The organism is Streptosporangium sp. NPDC048886, from assembly GCF_055586905.1.
This window is the reverse complement of the sequence record NZ_JBVJHH010000037.1, coordinates 1-14,071: the sequence shown is the minus strand read 5'-3', so window position 1 is coordinate 14,071 and position 14,071 is coordinate 1. Positions and strand designations below refer to the sequence as shown.

Sequence of the window (14,071 nt, the reverse complement as noted above, 5' to 3'; positions counted from 1 at the left end):
ACTTTGTAGTACCGAGTACCGCTATACAGTACCACAGAGTAGTGGACCACGGTATTGGCAGTACGCCAGAACCACCGCGCGGTGCAGGCGCCTCACCCAGAGGGGCGCTTCAGCAATCGCGGGAATTCAACGAACCCGTCTCTGATCTGCGGTTACGTTGGTTTGGGATACAGAGCGCTGCGGGCGCCATCCCGATTCAGGACTTGTCTTGAGGGTCCAGTCGCCTCGAAGCCCGGGCGGCCCTGCGCCACCGCCACCTGTGGGCGGCCGCCGTCCTCATCGTCATCGGCGTCGCCGACGGCATCCTGTCGAACGTCCCCTCCATCCAGCACTTCTTCGAGGGGACCATCGATGTCGCATCGATCCCGAATCCGGCTTCGGGATCCTGTCGCATGAGCTACTGGACGCGCCCCGATTGGCCATCTGACGTAGGACCGACGGCGGCCTCGGGCGCGGCGGCCGCGAGGATCGTCTCCAGTACGCCCGGAAAGCGAGCCTCCAGGTCGTCACGGCGCAGCGTCATGTAGCGGGCCTTGCCCTCCGAGCGAGTCGAGGTGATGCCCGCCTCACGCAGGATGCGCCAGTGGTTGGAGAGCGTGGAACGCGGGACGTTCAGGTGTTCCGGGCTGCAGGGCACCTCGCCGTCTGCAGCCATCCGGCGCGCCAGGCCCAAGCGGACGGGGTCGCCGAGCGCATGTAGCACGGCGACCAGATTCATGTCTGCCGTCTTGGGCTCGGTCGGCGATCGCATCCCACTCCCCTGAGGTCCGTCTGTTTGAGGTTGGCATGTCCTGATCCAGTCAGTATAGGATCATTTCCATATTTCGGAAAAAGCGAAATGATCAAGGAGTTCTCTCTCATGGCCACCCGCACCACCTACGCCCGCATCTATGTCGACGACCTGGACACCGCGCTGCCCACCTTCGAAGCACTCACCGCCGCCCGGCCGGGGCTACGCTTCTCCTACCAGGACCTCGAACTGGCGAGCATTGGCGACTACCTCCTGGTCTCAGGCACCTCAGAGGCGCTGGCGCCCTACCGCAACGTGCAGGCCACCGTCATCGTCGACAGCCTCGATGACATCTTCGCCATCGTCGAGCGCGAGGGAGGCGACACCCTCGACGGCCCGAACGAAGTCCCTACCGGACGCAACCTGACAGTCCGCCACCCCGGCGGCGCAATCATCGAATACGTCGAGTTCGACTCCGCCAAGGTCCAAGCTCAATCGGCGCAGTAGAAAGTTCATGGGACAGGCCCTGGTCGATCAACCCGCCGGGTGCCAGCTGCGGGGCGCCCAGCGCCAGACGCCGCCAGCCCCCTCGGCCAGCAAGGCCAGATCGATGTGCTCGACGGTCGGTTTGCGCCGGTCCTACCCCCTGGGCAGCTCACGCAGCGCCTCCACGATCGGCGCTCCCGCCCTGGCCGCCCCTGGGAGGCTACGGCCTCTTGTAGGGGCTGGGGGCCTCGGTGGAGAGCAGCACGAGCACCGAGCAGCCGCGGTAGTCGGCACGTTCACCGACAGCCGCCTCGGGGCGCACCAGCCCTTGGGTCTGATCCATTGGCTGCGGGGCATGACCGGCGAAGACACCCGGTGCGCCATGAGCACCTATCGGGAGCAGAGCGGCAATCGGTAGGCGCAAGGGAAACATCGTGGCAAGCACATCAACGCCGGCGCGGGCGAACCCAGGGCTGTGCGGATGGCCGCTGAAGGGCCTGCAACGCTCTGACCCCAGGACCAGCGGTCCGCATCACGAGGAGCCACCCGAGCATCAGCACTCCTGATGGCAGGTGATCTGCCTGGCCGGCGCGGACTACTTCTCCACTCTGGGCTACCAGCCCGGCATCGCCGCGCCGGCCGGCGGCACGCTCAGCCCGACCGTCACCGTGCTGCGGTGGCGCTGCCCCTGTTCGGCGCCCTGCCGACCTACCGGGCGGTCGCCAAGGAGAGCCCTCACGGGCTCGGGTCGCCGTCGATGCCGGAACGGCTGCTGCCCGGCCGGCGCGGCAAGCTGCTGGTGCTGTTCCTGCTCGGGTCCGTGGCCACCGACTTCATCGTGACCATCACCCTGTCGGCCGCCGACGCCACCGCGCACCTGCTGCCCAACCCATTCGCGCCAGCGGTCTTCGCCGGCTGGCGGGTGCCGGTCACCTTGGTGCTGACCGCCGAGCGCTCCAGCCCGATCGCGATGATCGTCGTCTCGCTGTACGTGATGCCCAAGCTCACCCTGGGCCTGTCCGGCTTCGAGATCGGCGTGGCCGTGATGCCTCTGGTCAAAGGTGACCTCACCCAGCGGATCCAGGGCGCGAAAAAGCTGCTGACCACCGCGGCGCCCTTCTTCGCCGCCATCACGCTGATCTTCGCCTACGCCACCGTCGCCAACATCGTCGAACGCCCTGACGGCCTGGTCATCGTCCTGCTGTCCGTCCTGGCCATCGTGATCACCTCGCCGATCTCCCGCGCCACCCGCTCCATCGAATTGCGCGTCACCCACATCACCCTGGACGGTCAGGCCCGCCAGTACATCAACGAGGCCGCAGACCTGCGCCTCATCGCCAACGAACCGTACGCACGCGGCTGCAAGGAGTACGTCGACAGGGCCCGCGAAGCGTGGGAGCTGCACCGGCTGTGTACCAAAGAGGGCCTGCTCATCGGCCTACCGGAGAAGGCGGGCGGACCCGGACGGCTCCGAAGCGCTACGACTTCCCACCCTGCTCAAAGGCTCAGTCGAAGGGGGTTGGTCTGGCCTTTCTCGGCTACTTTTCCCCGGTGACGCCGACCTGAGTGGAGGGCCAGGCAGAGGCGTGGCGGGCGGCGGGGGCATCGCCGCCGGGCAGGTCATGCTGGGTGAAGATGTCGATCAGCAGCCGGACGGGCAGATTGGCCTCCGTTGGATAGCGGAAGCTGCGCTCGAGGTTGAGGGTGTAGTGGTTGCGGCGGCCGACTTTGCCGCGGGTCAGATAGCCCTCCTGGTGCAGGTCGGACACGATGCCCTGCACGGCGCGTTCGGTGATGCCGATCCGGGTGGCGATGTCGCGCAGGCGCGCCTGCGGATCGCGGGCGATCTCCAACAGCACTCGGGCATGGTGGGTCAGAAACGTCCAGGTGGAGGTGGGCTCACCAGAGCTGCTCATGGCCATGTCGCATCTTTCGGGGCCGATAGGTCCGGCCTGTTGGTAACGAGGACGGAACGTCTCTATCATAAGAACTTACCGGAAGTTCCTTTCCGGTAACTGTCTTCTAGAAACAGGCTGCGGGTGAGATGATTCCAGTCGACCGGCCTCCCTCCCCGAACGGGGATCCACATGCCTGCCTCTCCACACCAGCGCACCTGCGCACTTCTCCAGAGCAGCGCTGGCCCCGTCCCACCCCTGCCCACAACGCCATGACCATCCAGCGCGACACCCCCTCCGGCGTCCCCGAACCCGATGGCGCCGCGCTCCACGGGGTCATCGACGCGCCCCTCTATGCCGATCACCAGCTGCGCCTGACCTACCGCCCCAAGCCTGGCGCGATCCTCGTCCGGCTGATCGGTGAGATCGACGCCACCAACCGCACCGCGCTGACCGAGGCGCTAGCCCGCGCCGGGCACGGCGACGACCGTCTCCTGATCGACATCGAGCACCTGCGGTTCATCGACGTCGGCGGAATGTGCCTGCTGGCGGAGCTGTGTCAGGAGGGTGCAGCCTGCGTGGTCAACGTGCCGCCCTCCACGCGTCGCCTGGCGGAGCTGCTGAACCTGCCACTGCGTGATGGCGCCCTGGACGGCGGCGCAGAGCACGATCCCGGCCCACCGCGACAGGGTGATTTCTCGCATGAGAGACGGCCCCACTTTCGGACGGATTCGGACCCCGCTTGACGATCTTCAACGGTGCCGGCGGCTGATCAGCTCGGCACGCGTTCCGCTGCGGTCTCGTGCGCCGAGGCGACGGGCGCTGGGCCGTCCGGCTTCCGGCGGTGCGTCAGTGTGACGGCCAGTGAGCCGAGGGCCAGCGCCGCGACGGTGCCGCCGTAGACGACGGCGGTGCGCAGCAGGCCGGTGTGCGGTGCCGCGAAGCCGGCTGCCACCGCGGGCAGGCTGAAGGCCAGGTAGCTGACCACGTACACGGTCGAGAACAGTTCCGCGCGCTCGGCGGGGGCGGCCAGCGGGACGACGGAGCCGAGTGCGCCGAGGAAGGCGGCGCCGGATCCGATCCCGGCCACCGCCGTCGCGGTGATGCGCGCGGCGGACGAGGGGGCGGCCCCTGGTTCGCGGCGGGCCCGGTTCAGCCGCCGAGGCCGAACTCGACGGACTGCTCGCCCAGAACCACCCGGTCCTTGCCGGTGCGGTTGCGACCGTCGGTGGTTTTGCTGCCGCGGGTCTTCACCCCGCTCACCGTGACCCCATGGATGCCCGGGGCCAGGTTGCGGAAGACGCGCTCGGCCGTGAGCGGATACGGAACCTCCTCGGCGACCACGGTGATGTCTTCGGAACTGACCGTCGCGCCGTCGGGACCGGTCAGGGTCAGCGTGGTGTCCATCTTCGGCACGGATTCGGGATTCAGCTTGTTGCTCTCCCCGAACCATTTGACGTGTGTCCAGATGGAGGGAATCGCCTCGTAGGTGACGGTCACCGTCTGCGGTTCGGCGCCCCCGCCCACCTCGGCGGTCAGGACGGCTCCGACCTTGGAGTAGCCGCCGTCGTCCCCCATGAATTCCCGGCTGCTCTTGGCCGGATTACGGACGCTCGTCATGTGCTGCCCCCCTCTGTCCACCTTCACTCGACAACATATAGTGACTATACATATACTCAATGTCACGATCGGGTGGATGCGGCCCGGGCCGGAGCGGTGGACCACGTTGCACGCCGTCGCGCCGGCCGGTGAACGTCCGGGAAGTGACGCGCCGCCCGCCGGCGGAAGAGTGATCATCGCAGAGGTTCACCCGAGACTCGAGGGAAGGGGATTGTCCGTGCGTCGTGCACTGATCATCGTCGATGTGCAGAAGGACTTCTGCGAGGGCGGCAGCGTCCCGGTGAAGGGCGGCGCGGACCGAGCCGCCGCCATCGCCGACCTGGTCCGGCGCGCCGACGGGCAGTACGCCTTCGTCGTCGCCACCCGTGACCACCACATCGACCCGGGCGCCCACTTCTCCGACAACCCCGACTTCCAGGACTCATTCCCCGTGCATTGCGTCGTCGGCGGCCAAGGAGGCGAGTTCCATCCGAATTTCGCGACCGCCGTCGACTCCGGGCACATCGACGAGGTCTTCTTCAAGGGCGCGCACTCCGCCTCCAAGAGCGGCTTCGAGGGCTCGACCCAGGACGGCACGACACTGTCGGCCTGGCTGAAGGACCGCGATATCGCCGACCTCGACGTCGTCGGCATCGCGACCGATCACTGCGTGAAGGCCACCGCACTGGACGGAGTACGCGCGGGCTTCACGGTGCGGGTCCTGCTCGACTACACCGCCGGCGTCGCCGCCGACACCACGCGCACCGCACTGGATGAGCTGCGCCGGGCCGGTGTCGCACTGACCGGCGAACCTGTCGTCGCCTGAACAGGCCGCTCCAGCCCGCCCGCCGGCGCCACAGCCGCCTCCACGCCGACCGCCGCATCAGCCCTCGGGGAGGAGCGGAACGATCAGTGACGGTAGCGTGCGCAGGAAACTGCACACTCGTTCGCGTCTGGCCGGGCTGTGGGAGCGGCGCAGTTCAGCTGCGCTCGAAGGGGTTCAATCCCCAAGGATCGCGGTGCGGCTCGCCGCGCTCGCGCAGCTCGACCTGGTAGGCCCGCCAGATGTCGGCCTCCGTCAGAGGTAGCCGCGCAGCCGGGAGTGGTGCTTGGTCTTGCTGGAGTCGGCCAGCGGTGAGCGCTCCAGCGCGGTGGCGTATTCGGTGATGATCGCCGCGTACGGGCCGGGAAGTGTGACGGCGCGGGACCGGCTTGTGTCTTCGGAAGCCGTTCCGGGGGTCTGCGAGATCGCTGGCGTCGTGCTTCCGGAAGACACTCCCGGAGTATGTTTCCGGAATTGCCGCATTCCGGAAGTTGTGGATGTTCGTCGGCGTGTCGCCGGAGGGCTTCCCCCCTCTCTTTTTATCGACTATCGTCGATTAACGATGAATGAGGAGAACGAGCCGCTGCCGCGCGCGGAGGCCGAGGAGTACGCGAGCTGGTTCAAGGCCCTGGCCGACGCCACCCGGATTCAGATCGTGTCGCTGCTGGCCCGGCGGCGCGTACCGATGAGCGTGGGCGAGATCGTGACCGCGTCCGGCGTGGGCCAGTCCACCGTCTCGCACCACTTGAAGATCTTGGCCGAGGTGCGGTTCGTGCTGGTCGACAAGCACGGCACCTCCAGCCTGTACCAGATCAACGAGGCGTGCGTGAGCTGTTTCCCGACCGCCGCCGACGTGGTGATGGGCAACCCGGTCCCGGCCACCCCCACCTGCGAGTAAGGAGCCCGCCATGGCGAGTGAAGAGCACGAACAGGTCGTCGAACGCTATTCCGGTCTGGCCCGTGCCGCGCTGGTCGGCCAGGTCGCTCTCGACTGCTCGGCCGGCGAGTTCGACCGAGGCGGCTTCGGCGTGGCCAGCTACGACGACACCTCGGGACTTCCGGGTGGCGCGCTACGGGCCAGTCTGGGCTGCGGCAACCCGGTCGCCGTGGCCGAGGCGTTCCGGGTGCTGCGGCCGGGCGGCCGGTTCGGCGTCAGCGACGTCGTCACCGAGGGTGTCATCGACCCGCAGCGGCGGGCCGCGGCCGAGCGGCGTATCGGCTGCGTGGCCGGAGCCTTGGCCCTCGAGGAGTACCGCGACCTGCTGCGGCGGGCCGGGTTCACCGGCATCGCCGTCCGGCTCACCGCCGATCACGGCGATGGCGTGCACTCGGCGATCATCCAGGCGGTCAAGCCCGCGGCCCCGTCGGGGCTGGAGATCCGGCCGATGCGCGCAGCGGACGCCGAGCAGGTGCTGGCCATCTACCAGGCCGGTCTGGACACCGGTCAGGCCGGCTTCGAGACCGTCGCGCCCTCCTGGGAGGGTTTTGCCGCGGGCAAGCTGGAGCGCCTGCGCTACGTGGCCGCCGACACCGCGACCGGCCAGGTCGTCGGCTGGGTGGCCGCCGCGCCGGTCTCGGCCCGGCCGGTGTATGCCGGGGTGGTCGAGCACAGTGTCTACGTCCACCCGGGTTGCCAGGCGCACGGGATCGGCCGGGCGCTGCTGGCGGCGTTCATCACGGCCAGCGAGGACGCCGGGATCTGGACGGTCCAGGCCGGGATCTTCCCGGAGAACACCGCCAGTCTCACTCTGCACCGGGCGCTCGGCTTTCGCGTGGTGGGCACCCGTGAGCGCGTCGGCCGCCACCACGGCGTCTGGCGGGATGTGGTCACGGTGGAACGGCGCAGCATCGTGGCCGGAACCTGAGCCACCGGTCAGGGCGGCGGCCGGGAACGTCGGGCGGCCGGCGGTGGTTGTGTATCGCGTGGCCGGTGCGCCCGGTGTCCCCGGGCCTCACCTTTGCCTTCGCGGACGACCGTTCGGCCGGAGCCGTGTTTGTGCCTTTCGCCGCGAGGCGACACGCACACCGGTACGCACACGCTGAACCGGGGGCTCCGCCGTACGGCGGGCCCCGGCATCTCTGGCGGTCTCCTCTTGCCGGGCCGGTCGCACACTTATGGCGTGCGGACCGGCCTTCGGAGGATCGGACCGGTTTTGGTGGTAGGGGCGGGAAGACCAAGTGCGCCAGAAAGGGGCAGTGGGGCGTCGCCCTGAACCGTCGGCTCGGGCCACAGCGGCTGTCCGAAGACAAGGTAGGTCCGAGACGAGATCACCGGCCGAGGAGGAACCGTCTCGGTCCGTGCGCGACCTTCCATGCCTGCGGCGGGATGGCTTACCGTCAACGGCTGCTCCACTGTTTTTCGGCCCGTCCTAGCGAGACAGCGGCAGGAGGCGGGTGAAGGTGGCACCGTTGTCGCGGGATTCGTAGATGCCGTCTTCGGTGGCGGCCAGGAGACGGCGTTGGTCGACGGCTTCGAACGCCTGAGGCAGCCCGCCGGGGATGGTGGAGATCGTCTTCCAGGTGGTGCCGCCGTCGGCGCTGATACTGAGAGTGGCGGCAGGATCGATGGCGTACAGGGCGCCGGCGGTGGGCCAGGACAGCAGGACCTGCGGTGCGCCACCGCTGGTGCGGAAGGTGCGGCCGCCGTCGGTGCTCCTGGCAACGCCCCGCTCAGTGGTGGCCAGGACGGTGTTGCGGTCGGTGGGGCTTACCTCGATGTCGGCGGCGTCGAGCCGGGCGCGGTTGTCCCAGGTCTTCTTGTCGGCGCTGACCCGCAGCCTCCGGGAGGTGGAGTCGTAGCCGTAGACGGTGCCGTGGGCGTATTCGAGGGCGTGGAAGTCGGCTTGGCCGGCCAGGGACAGGCTGCGCCAGGTGATCGCGGCGTCGGTGGACTCGATCAGGCCGAGGTTCGCGGGGCCGCCTTGGCCGGGTGCGGGATGGCCGCTGCCGAGGAAGGTGTCGGTGCCGATGACGGTGAAGCCCACGGTGTCCTGGCGGCCGGCTCCGACCGGGGTGGCCCTCCCGGGAGCCTCGATGAGGTCCACGCCGTGGTGGGTGGCCACGTAGACCTTGCCGTTGCCGGGGTTGACCCCAGCCCGTGCACGTGGCTCATCTGGCTGACTTGGCCTCCGGAATGGCCGTCACCGTTCGCGGAGGTGTTGTCCGTGCCCGCCGTGAGGGCCAAGGCTGTCGCCGAGCGCCGCCGCGGATCTTCCACCTCCGGCCAGGTCTCCTTCATCCAGCCGGTCACCGCCGCCTGGTCGCGCTCCAGGGCGCGGCGGGCCGGGATCTGGCAGGTGCAGCCGTTGCGGATCAGCAGCTTGCGCATGCCGTGGAGGGTGTCGGTCAGGTGAAAGCGCCGGCCGATCAGGGTCGTGATGCGGGCCAGGGTCCAGCGCCGGTCCGGGGTTGAGGAACCCGCGGACAGCCGTCGGCGCTGTGAAGGATCTTGTAGTGTTTTCCCTGCTCAGCAGGGATCGCCCTCATCCTCGACGGCACTACCAACCTCCGCTGACCCCGCCGAACTCGATGGTCAGGGGGGCGTCATGGCCGCCCAGCATTGACCAGACACATCACAACAAGATCAACGCCGGTTGGGGCTCATGACACGTTTCTTACGGCACCCCTTCTTGCGCGCTACCTGCCCCAGGCAGAGCCCGGCATGATGGTCTGATGAGTTGGCTCGCTCCGGAGATCCCCCGTGTCCACGTCCAGTTCACCGAGATCGTGGGTGACGAGCGCTCGCTGGCGGACTCCTGGCTGGACTTTCACCGGCAGACGCTGCTGTGGAAGTGCGGCGGGTTGACCGCCGAGCAGCTCAAGCTCCAGTGCATACAACCGTCGAACCTGTCGTTGCTGGGCCTGGTGCGCCACATGGCCGAGGTGGAGCGGGACTGGTTCCGCTTCCGATTCGCGGGGCAGCGGGCCGGTTACCTGTATTGCAGTGATGACGACCTGAACGCCGAGTTCGCGGTGGAGGCCGCTGATGCCGAATCGGACCTCATCACGTATACCCGCGAGATTGAACTAGTCCGCCAGGTGACCTCAGGCCACTCGCTGGATGAGACCTTCATTGACCCCCGGCGCAAGGTCGAGATGAGCCTGCGCTGGGTCTACTCCGTCATGATCCAGGAGTATGCCCGCCACAACGGCCACGCCGATCTGCTCCGCGAGCGCATCGACGGTGCTACCGGGCACTGAGGCAAGTCTCGAAACGACGCTGGTGGATCTGGCCGGACTCATCGTTTCCGAAGTTCCAGACGAGGCCCACTCTGGCCTGGTCAAGAACGGTGATGCATTGATCCCTTGAGACCACCGCCGTTTACGGGACGGCGAAACGATCATGGTTCCCGAGAGGCGTTCCCCCAGGAACGACCGTCCCGAAACCCTGCCGCTGGAGATTGAGTTTCAGGACCCTTTTCGAGACGGTGAGGAGATGCGCGCCCCCACCGTGCCCACGGAGCAGACCCCGGACGTCTCCATGGAGACCGCGCAGACGATCCCCGGCATCACCACCGCCTCCGTCTCCGCCCTTTCGGCGACGATCAACGCGATCCGGACCGGCTACGCCCGCGTCTCCACCCGCGCCCAGGACCACCTGTCCCAGATGGAGGCGCTCGCCGCCGCGATCGCCAAGGTCTTGGGCGTGGGCCGCTCCACCCTGTATCGGGCACTGGAAGGCGACGCCCGGTTCCCCTCCGCCTGATCACCGGAGCTCACTGGTCCGAGCTCTGCCGGCTGTCCACGAAGGCCTGCAACGCGGCGCGCTGGCGCCGTTCCTCGGCGAGCACGGCCTCGAAAGCCCGTGTGTCGATGTACGCGGCGACCCGCCGAGCACCAGCCGTCGCAACTCCTCTGGATCCAGCCCTTCCATCTCGGCCCTCCACTCCGAATGCGTGTCCCCTGCCCGCCCGAGACCCTTAGGGCGTGTCTTAGAACCCTGTCGCGTTGATCGCGCTGCACCGGGATGATCTCGGTGTGGCGCGTGGGGACTTAAGTGATGCGCAGTGGGCGGTGCTGGAGCCGTTGTTGCCGGTGGCGGCAACGGGCCGACCGGCGTTGTTCCAGCGCAGGCTGATCGACGGGGTTCGGCATCGCGTACGGACCGGTGTGCCCTGGCGTGACCTGCCCGAGGAGTACGGTCCATGGCAGACGGTGTACTCACTGTTCCGGCGCTGGCAGCGCGAGGGCATGTGGGCCATGCTGCTCATCAAGCTGCAGACCAGGGCCGATGCTGCCGGGCGGATTATCTGGGACGTGTCGGTGGACTCCACGATCAGCCGGGCCCATCAGCACACCGCCGGCGCCCGCCGCGACGGCGCAGCCCAGAAGGAGCCGCCGGGCGGGGTGGACATCGAACCGGCCGACCACGGCCTGGGCCGCTCCCGCGGCGGCCTGACCAGCAAGATTCATCTGGCCTGCGAACACGGACAGCGCCTGTTGCCCCTGGTCGTCACCGCTGGGCAACGCGGCGACAGTCCACAGTTCGTGCCCGTGTTGGAGGCGATTCGGGTGCCCCGCCTGGGTGCTGGCCGTCCCCGCTGCTGCCCGGATCGGGTGCGGGCCGACAAGGCGTACTGCTCGAAGGCCAACCGCGTCTACCTGCGACGTCGGGGGGCATCCGGGCCACGATCCCGGAGCGCCGCGACCAGATTGCCGGGCGGAAACGTCGCGGCAGCGCCGGCGGTCGACCGCCGGTATTCGACCGGGAGGACTACGAGCTGCGGCACGCCGTGGAGTGCGGGATCAACCGGCTCAAGCGGTACCGGGCCGTGGCCACCCGATACGACAAGCTCGCCGTCCGCTACTTGGCCACCGTACAGATCGCGGCGATTGGTGAGTGGCTGTGATCCCCGGCGACCGGCTCCGCTGTCATGCCGGCCACGCCGACCTCGAACGCCTACTCGAAGTCGATCTGGGCGGTCGGGTGTGCGGCGGTGATCCGGTCGCGGACCGCCCCTGGGAACAGGTTGCCGTACAAGTTGGCCACCGCCAGATCGGGGAGCGTGTCGAAATCCGCCGGCAGGTCGTTGAGCTGATTGAACCTCAGGTCGACGATCCGCAGCCGACGAAACGTCCCGATCCCGGCGAAGTGCTCGGGCTTGAGCTTGAGGCGCTTGGTGTTCCGCTGCCACCGGCTGATCCGGAGCTCCTCCAGTCCGGCCAGCTCCATGGCGAACAGCTCCCGCAGGAAATCGTGCGACGGCAGGGGCGTGCTAGCGCGGCGGCTGTGTCCGCCGAAGCCGAGGACCCGCAGCGCGGGCAGGCGGCCGAGGTCGGGCAGCGGGTCGCGCAGCAGACCGAGGCTGTCGCCGAGGTCGAGCTCTTCGAGGCGGGTCAACCGCAGCAGGCTGTCGGGGACGGTGTCGAAGTAGTTGCCGCTCAGGTCGAGCCGGCGCAGGTTCGGGAAGGTGGTGACGGCCTCGGGGAAGGTCCGCAGGAAGTAGTGGCTCCCGCCGGTTATGGACACCTCCTCGACGGCGGCCAGCCCGTGCGCGGAGTCGGGGAACACGACGTCGGTCCCGTCGGCGACCAGCTTGCGCAGCGCGACCAGGTCGCCGAAGGCGTCCGGCAGGACGAACCGCGTCACCTCCGGCAGGTTCCACTCCGACCCCGACTCCGTGTCGACGGAGACGGACAGGTAGGAGATGTCGAGTTCCTCCAGGGCGGTGAGCCGGCCGATGGCGGCCGGCAGGGTGAACTCGACCGTGTCCAGGTCCGTGTCCCGGTTGCTGGCGACGCACAGCACCCGGAGCGCGGCCAGGTCGCCGATCGATTCCGGCAGGGCGGTCAGCTCGCAGTTGCGCACCGACAGGTGCTCCAGCCGGGTGAGCGTCCCGAGCGCCTCGGGCAGCTCGCCGATCGGGTTGCCGTCCAGGATCAGGGTACGAAGCCACGGCATCTGGAGCACCTCGGCGGGAAACTCCTTGAGGTTGCGACCGGTCAGGTCGAGGTGCTCCACCCGGTCGGCCCGGGACCGGGACACGTCGGCTTCGGCCGACTCGGCCGCCGTCCGGGCTCCGGGCCGCAGGACCGGCAGCCCGGCCCGCAGCCGGTCCAGGAACGCATCGACGTCCAGACAGCGGTCCTCCGCGTCGACGACCTCGGGCACGAACGCCTCGACGATGCCCGGCTTGGCGTAGTCGGCGTCCTTGGCGTCGCCGAAGTTGTCCACCCAGCGCCCGCCGACGGCGTGCACGTCCATGGCGTGTTCGAAGTCGATCACCCAAGGGGTCTCGACGGTCCCGGTCCGTAGCCAGCCGTGGTTGTAATAGCCGTAGACGAGGTGCGTGAAGGCGCCGTCATGGATGTAGATCTCGCAGTCGCCGGCCTCCAGGGTCTCGGCCTCGGTGCGACCGCCGACGTAGAGTCCGGGCTGGTCCTCATAGAGCGCGATCGGGCCGTTGACCGTCAGATTGCCGGTGATCACGATCAGCTCGACGTCGTCCTCGTCGTCCCCGCTTCGCAGGGCATTGACGGCGTCCAGGAAGTCCCCGTCGACCGCGAGATCGCCGTCGAAGAACAGCACGCTGTCATAGTCGGACGACTCTCCTTCACTCTCGAACGCGGCGGACAACGCGCCGCTCAGACGGGCGTCGGCGTCGGCATAGGACAGGGATGCGGGGGTGGCGGATATCGACATGGCAACGAGCATAGGTCCGCGCTGTGACAGCCCTACGGGAAAGTCCAGCGCCGTCGTGAGGCTGCTGGCCGCCCCGCCGTCGATACCGGTAGCAGAAGTTCAACACAGCCCACTGTTCATCGGTGAGATCCCCACGCGCCACACCGAGATCATCCCGGCGCAGCGCGATCAACGCGACAGGGTTCTAAAACACGCCCTAGCTTGATCTTTAACCTTGGTGGCTAGTGAGGCCGCGCCTGATTTCTCAGTGAGACAGCCCTTGGTTGATCATTCTTCTTGTCGAGGGAAGAAGATCCATTACCAAGGGCTGTCTTGATGACCAGTGTGCCTGATCAGTGTCCGGTTGATGCATGGGGAGAGCTGACGCACTTCCGGGCCGAGTTCTACGGCTGTCTGACCGCGCGGGCCGATGCGACATTCGAGCTGGCCGAGGCGGTGTTATGCGGTGATGGGCCAGTACGGTCACTGGTGGAGTTGTCGCTGGTTGGTGAGCACCGCCGTGGTCATGGGTCGTTGTATGCGGCGTTGGAGCGTGGCCGGCTGGAGGTCGGGCGGCTGCGCCGGGCGTTGAGCACGGTGTCCCTGCCCAGAGCGGCTGATGGGCGGTTGGTGCCGGCGGTGGATGTGACGTGCTGGCTGCGGCCGGACGCGCACACCTCACCAGAGCGGATCTTGTGCCATACCTATGGGCGGGGCAAGGACCAGCACATCATGATCCCGGGCTGGCCGTACTCCTTCGTGGTGGCGTTGGAGGCCGGCCGCAGCTCGTGGACTGCGCCGCTGGATGCGCTCCGGCTGACACCTGGGGATGATCTGGCCGCGGTGACCGCCGGCCAACTGCGCGAGGTGATCGAGCGGTTGATGGCTGCCGGGCAGTGGCGGGCCGGTGATGCCGA

At 68.1% G+C, this 14,071-nt stretch carries 17 protein-coding genes and 2 pseudogenes; 10 read left to right on the top strand and 9 right to left on the bottom strand.

Annotation, left to right across the window (positions count from 1 at the left end; genetic code table 11):
* Nucleotides 1-397: 397 nt before the first annotated feature.
* Entirely contained in the window at nt 398-718 is a 321-nt protein-coding gene (locus ACZ6R6_RS35980; protein ID WP_470101043.1) for an ArsR/SmtB family transcription factor, read from the bottom strand.
* A 141-nt stretch (nt 719-859) separates the two neighbouring features.
* On the opposite strand from ACZ6R6_RS35980, the gene ACZ6R6_RS35975 reads away from it, so the two are divergent.
* Nucleotides 860-1,237 carry a VOC family protein gene (locus ACZ6R6_RS35975; protein ID WP_470101041.1) on the top strand — a complete coding sequence of 126 codons (378 nt, stop codon included), beginning with the start codon at nt 860-862 and terminating at the stop codon, nt 1,235-1,237.
* Between the two features lie 199 nt (nt 1,238-1,436).
* Here ACZ6R6_RS35975 and ACZ6R6_RS35970 read toward each other — a convergent pair whose 3' ends face one another.
* Nucleotides 1,437-1,559, bottom strand: coding sequence for a hypothetical protein (locus tag ACZ6R6_RS35970; RefSeq protein ID WP_470101039.1), 123 nt, complete (start codon nt 1,557-1,559; stop codon nt 1,437-1,439).
* Between the two features lie 333 nt (nt 1,560-1,892).
* Here ACZ6R6_RS35970 and ACZ6R6_RS35965 point away from each other — a divergent pair, with 333 nt between their 5' ends.
* Nucleotides 1,893-2,771, top strand: a complete 879-nt coding sequence (locus ACZ6R6_RS35965) for a hypothetical protein (protein WP_470101037.1) — start codon at nt 1,893-1,895, stop codon at nt 2,769-2,771.
* On the opposite strand, the gene ACZ6R6_RS35960 is transcribed toward ACZ6R6_RS35965, so the two are convergent.
* Nucleotides 2,755-3,075, bottom strand: a complete 321-nt coding sequence (locus tag ACZ6R6_RS35960; RefSeq protein ID WP_470101035.1) for a helix-turn-helix transcriptional regulator — start codon at nt 3,073-3,075, stop codon at nt 2,755-2,757. The two genes, ACZ6R6_RS35965 and ACZ6R6_RS35960, sit on opposite strands and share 17 nt — an antisense overlap.
* A 308-nt stretch (nt 3,076-3,383) precedes the next feature.
* Here ACZ6R6_RS35960 and ACZ6R6_RS35955 point away from each other — a divergent pair, with 308 nt between their 5' ends.
* Entirely contained in the window at nt 3,384-3,857 is a 474-nt protein-coding gene (locus ACZ6R6_RS35955; protein ID WP_470101033.1) for an STAS domain-containing protein, read from the top strand.
* A gap of 26 nt (nt 3,858-3,883) precedes the next feature.
* On the opposite strand, the gene ACZ6R6_RS35950 is transcribed toward ACZ6R6_RS35955, so the two are convergent.
* Nucleotides 3,884-4,201, bottom strand: a complete 318-nt coding sequence (locus tag ACZ6R6_RS35950; RefSeq protein WP_470101031.1) for a hypothetical protein — start codon at nt 4,199-4,201, stop codon at nt 3,884-3,886.
* A gap of 62 nt (nt 4,202-4,263) precedes the next feature.
* The gene (locus ACZ6R6_RS35945) at nt 4,264-4,908 is read right to left on the bottom strand and encodes a hypothetical protein (protein WP_470101029.1); all 645 of its coding nucleotides are present in this window, start codon (nt 4,906-4,908) and stop codon (nt 4,264-4,266) included.
* A gap of 40 nt (nt 4,909-4,948) precedes the next feature.
* On the opposite strand from ACZ6R6_RS35945, the gene ACZ6R6_RS35940 reads away from it, so the two are divergent.
* Nucleotides 4,949-5,536: an isochorismatase family protein gene (locus ACZ6R6_RS35940; RefSeq protein ID WP_470101027.1), complete on the top strand. Its 588-nt coding sequence runs from the start codon at nt 4,949-4,951 to the stop codon at nt 5,534-5,536.
* A gap of 252 nt (nt 5,537-5,788) precedes the next feature.
* Here ACZ6R6_RS35940 and ACZ6R6_RS35935 read toward each other — a convergent pair whose 3' ends face one another.
* Nucleotides 5,789-5,986, bottom strand: coding sequence for a hypothetical protein (locus ACZ6R6_RS35935; protein ID WP_470101025.1), 198 nt, complete (start codon nt 5,984-5,986; stop codon nt 5,789-5,791).
* Between the two features lie 109 nt (nt 5,987-6,095).
* On the opposite strand from ACZ6R6_RS35935, the gene ACZ6R6_RS35930 reads away from it, so the two are divergent.
* Together ACZ6R6_RS35930 and ACZ6R6_RS35925 are read left to right on the top strand one after the other, a co-directional pair.
* Entirely contained in the window at nt 6,096-6,431 is a 336-nt protein-coding gene (locus ACZ6R6_RS35930) for an ArsR/SmtB family transcription factor (RefSeq protein WP_470101023.1), read from the top strand.
* Between the two features lie 10 nt (nt 6,432-6,441).
* Nucleotides 6,442-7,398, top strand: coding sequence for a GNAT family N-acetyltransferase (locus ACZ6R6_RS35925; RefSeq protein WP_470101021.1), 957 nt, complete (start codon nt 6,442-6,444; stop codon nt 7,396-7,398).
* Nucleotides 7,399-7,902: 504 nt separating this feature from the next.
* Here the strand turns inward: ACZ6R6_RS35925 and ACZ6R6_RS35920 are convergent.
* Nucleotides 7,903-8,613 (bottom strand): annotated as a pseudogene (locus tag ACZ6R6_RS35920) (F510_1955 family glycosylhydrolase); the annotation flags it as partial.
* Nucleotides 8,614-8,819: 206 nt separating this feature from the next.
* Nucleotides 8,820-8,882 (bottom strand): annotated as a pseudogene (locus ACZ6R6_RS35915) (hypothetical protein); the annotation flags it as partial.
* Between the two features lie 323 nt (nt 8,883-9,205).
* Between ACZ6R6_RS35915 and ACZ6R6_RS35910 the strand changes: the two are divergent.
* The 3 genes from ACZ6R6_RS35910 (at nt 9,206) to ACZ6R6_RS35900 (ending at nt 11,382) form a co-directional block, all read left to right on the top strand.
* Nucleotides 9,206-9,733 (top strand): DinB family protein, encoded by a 528-nt coding sequence (locus ACZ6R6_RS35910; protein ID WP_470101019.1) that lies wholly within the window; start codon nt 9,206-9,208, stop codon nt 9,731-9,733.
* A gap of 235 nt (nt 9,734-9,968) precedes the next feature.
* Entirely contained in the window at nt 9,969-10,238 is a 270-nt protein-coding gene (locus ACZ6R6_RS35905; RefSeq protein ID WP_470101017.1) for a hypothetical protein, read from the top strand.
* A 272-nt stretch (nt 10,239-10,510) separates the two neighbouring features.
* Nucleotides 10,511-11,382 (top strand): IS5 family transposase gene (locus tag ACZ6R6_RS35900; protein WP_470101234.1). Its coding sequence is split into 2 segments (ribosomal slippage): nt 10,511-11,146 and nt 11,149-11,382, totalling 870 coding nucleotides; the frame shifts between segments, so codons are not numbered across the junction.
* Between the two features lie 50 nt (nt 11,383-11,432).
* On the opposite strand, the gene ACZ6R6_RS35895 is transcribed toward ACZ6R6_RS35900, so the two are convergent.
* The gene (locus ACZ6R6_RS35895; RefSeq protein ID WP_470101015.1) at nt 11,433-13,175 is read right to left on the bottom strand and encodes a leucine-rich repeat domain-containing protein; all 1,743 of its coding nucleotides are present in this window, start codon (nt 13,173-13,175) and stop codon (nt 11,433-11,435) included.
* 315 nt (nt 13,176-13,490) lie between these two features.
* Here ACZ6R6_RS35895 and ACZ6R6_RS35890 point away from each other — a divergent pair.
* Nucleotides 13,491-14,071, top strand: a 581-nt coding sequence (locus ACZ6R6_RS35890) for a transposase (RefSeq protein WP_470101013.1), incomplete at its 3' end; no start/stop codon positions are given.

Bases quoted from the DNA above. Each gene is read 5' to 3' on its own strand.
- ACZ6R6_RS35970 (WP_470101039.1), bottom strand. From the start codon at position 1,559: ATGGATCAGACCCAAGGGCTGGTGCGCCCCGAGGCGGCTGTCGGTGAA.
- ACZ6R6_RS35925 (WP_470101021.1), top strand. From the start codon at position 6,442: ATGGCGAGTGAAGAGCACGAACAGGTCGTCGAACGCTATTCCGGTCTG.
- ACZ6R6_RS35975 (WP_470101041.1), top strand. From the start codon at position 860: ATGGCCACCCGCACCACCTACGCCCGCATCTATGTCGACGACCTGGAC.
- ACZ6R6_RS35930 (WP_470101023.1), top strand. From the start codon at position 6,096: ATGAATGAGGAGAACGAGCCGCTGCCGCGCGCGGAGGCCGAGGAGTAC.
- ACZ6R6_RS35955 (WP_470101033.1), top strand. From the start codon at position 3,384: ATGACCATCCAGCGCGACACCCCCTCCGGCGTCCCCGAACCCGATGGC.
- ACZ6R6_RS35980 (WP_470101043.1), bottom strand. From the start codon at position 718: ATGAATCTGGTCGCCGTGCTACATGCGCTCGGCGACCCCGTCCGCTTG.
- ACZ6R6_RS35905 (WP_470101017.1), top strand. From the start codon at position 9,969: ATGCGCGCCCCCACCGTGCCCACGGAGCAGACCCCGGACGTCTCCATG.
- ACZ6R6_RS35895 (WP_470101015.1), bottom strand. From the start codon at position 13,175: ATGTCGATATCCGCCACCCCCGCATCCCTGTCCTATGCCGACGCCGAC.
- ACZ6R6_RS35910 (WP_470101019.1), top strand. From the start codon at position 9,206: ATGAGTTGGCTCGCTCCGGAGATCCCCCGTGTCCACGTCCAGTTCACC.
- ACZ6R6_RS35945 (WP_470101029.1), bottom strand. From the start codon at position 4,908: ATGATCACTCTTCCGCCGGCGGGCGGCGCGTCACTTCCCGGACGTTCA.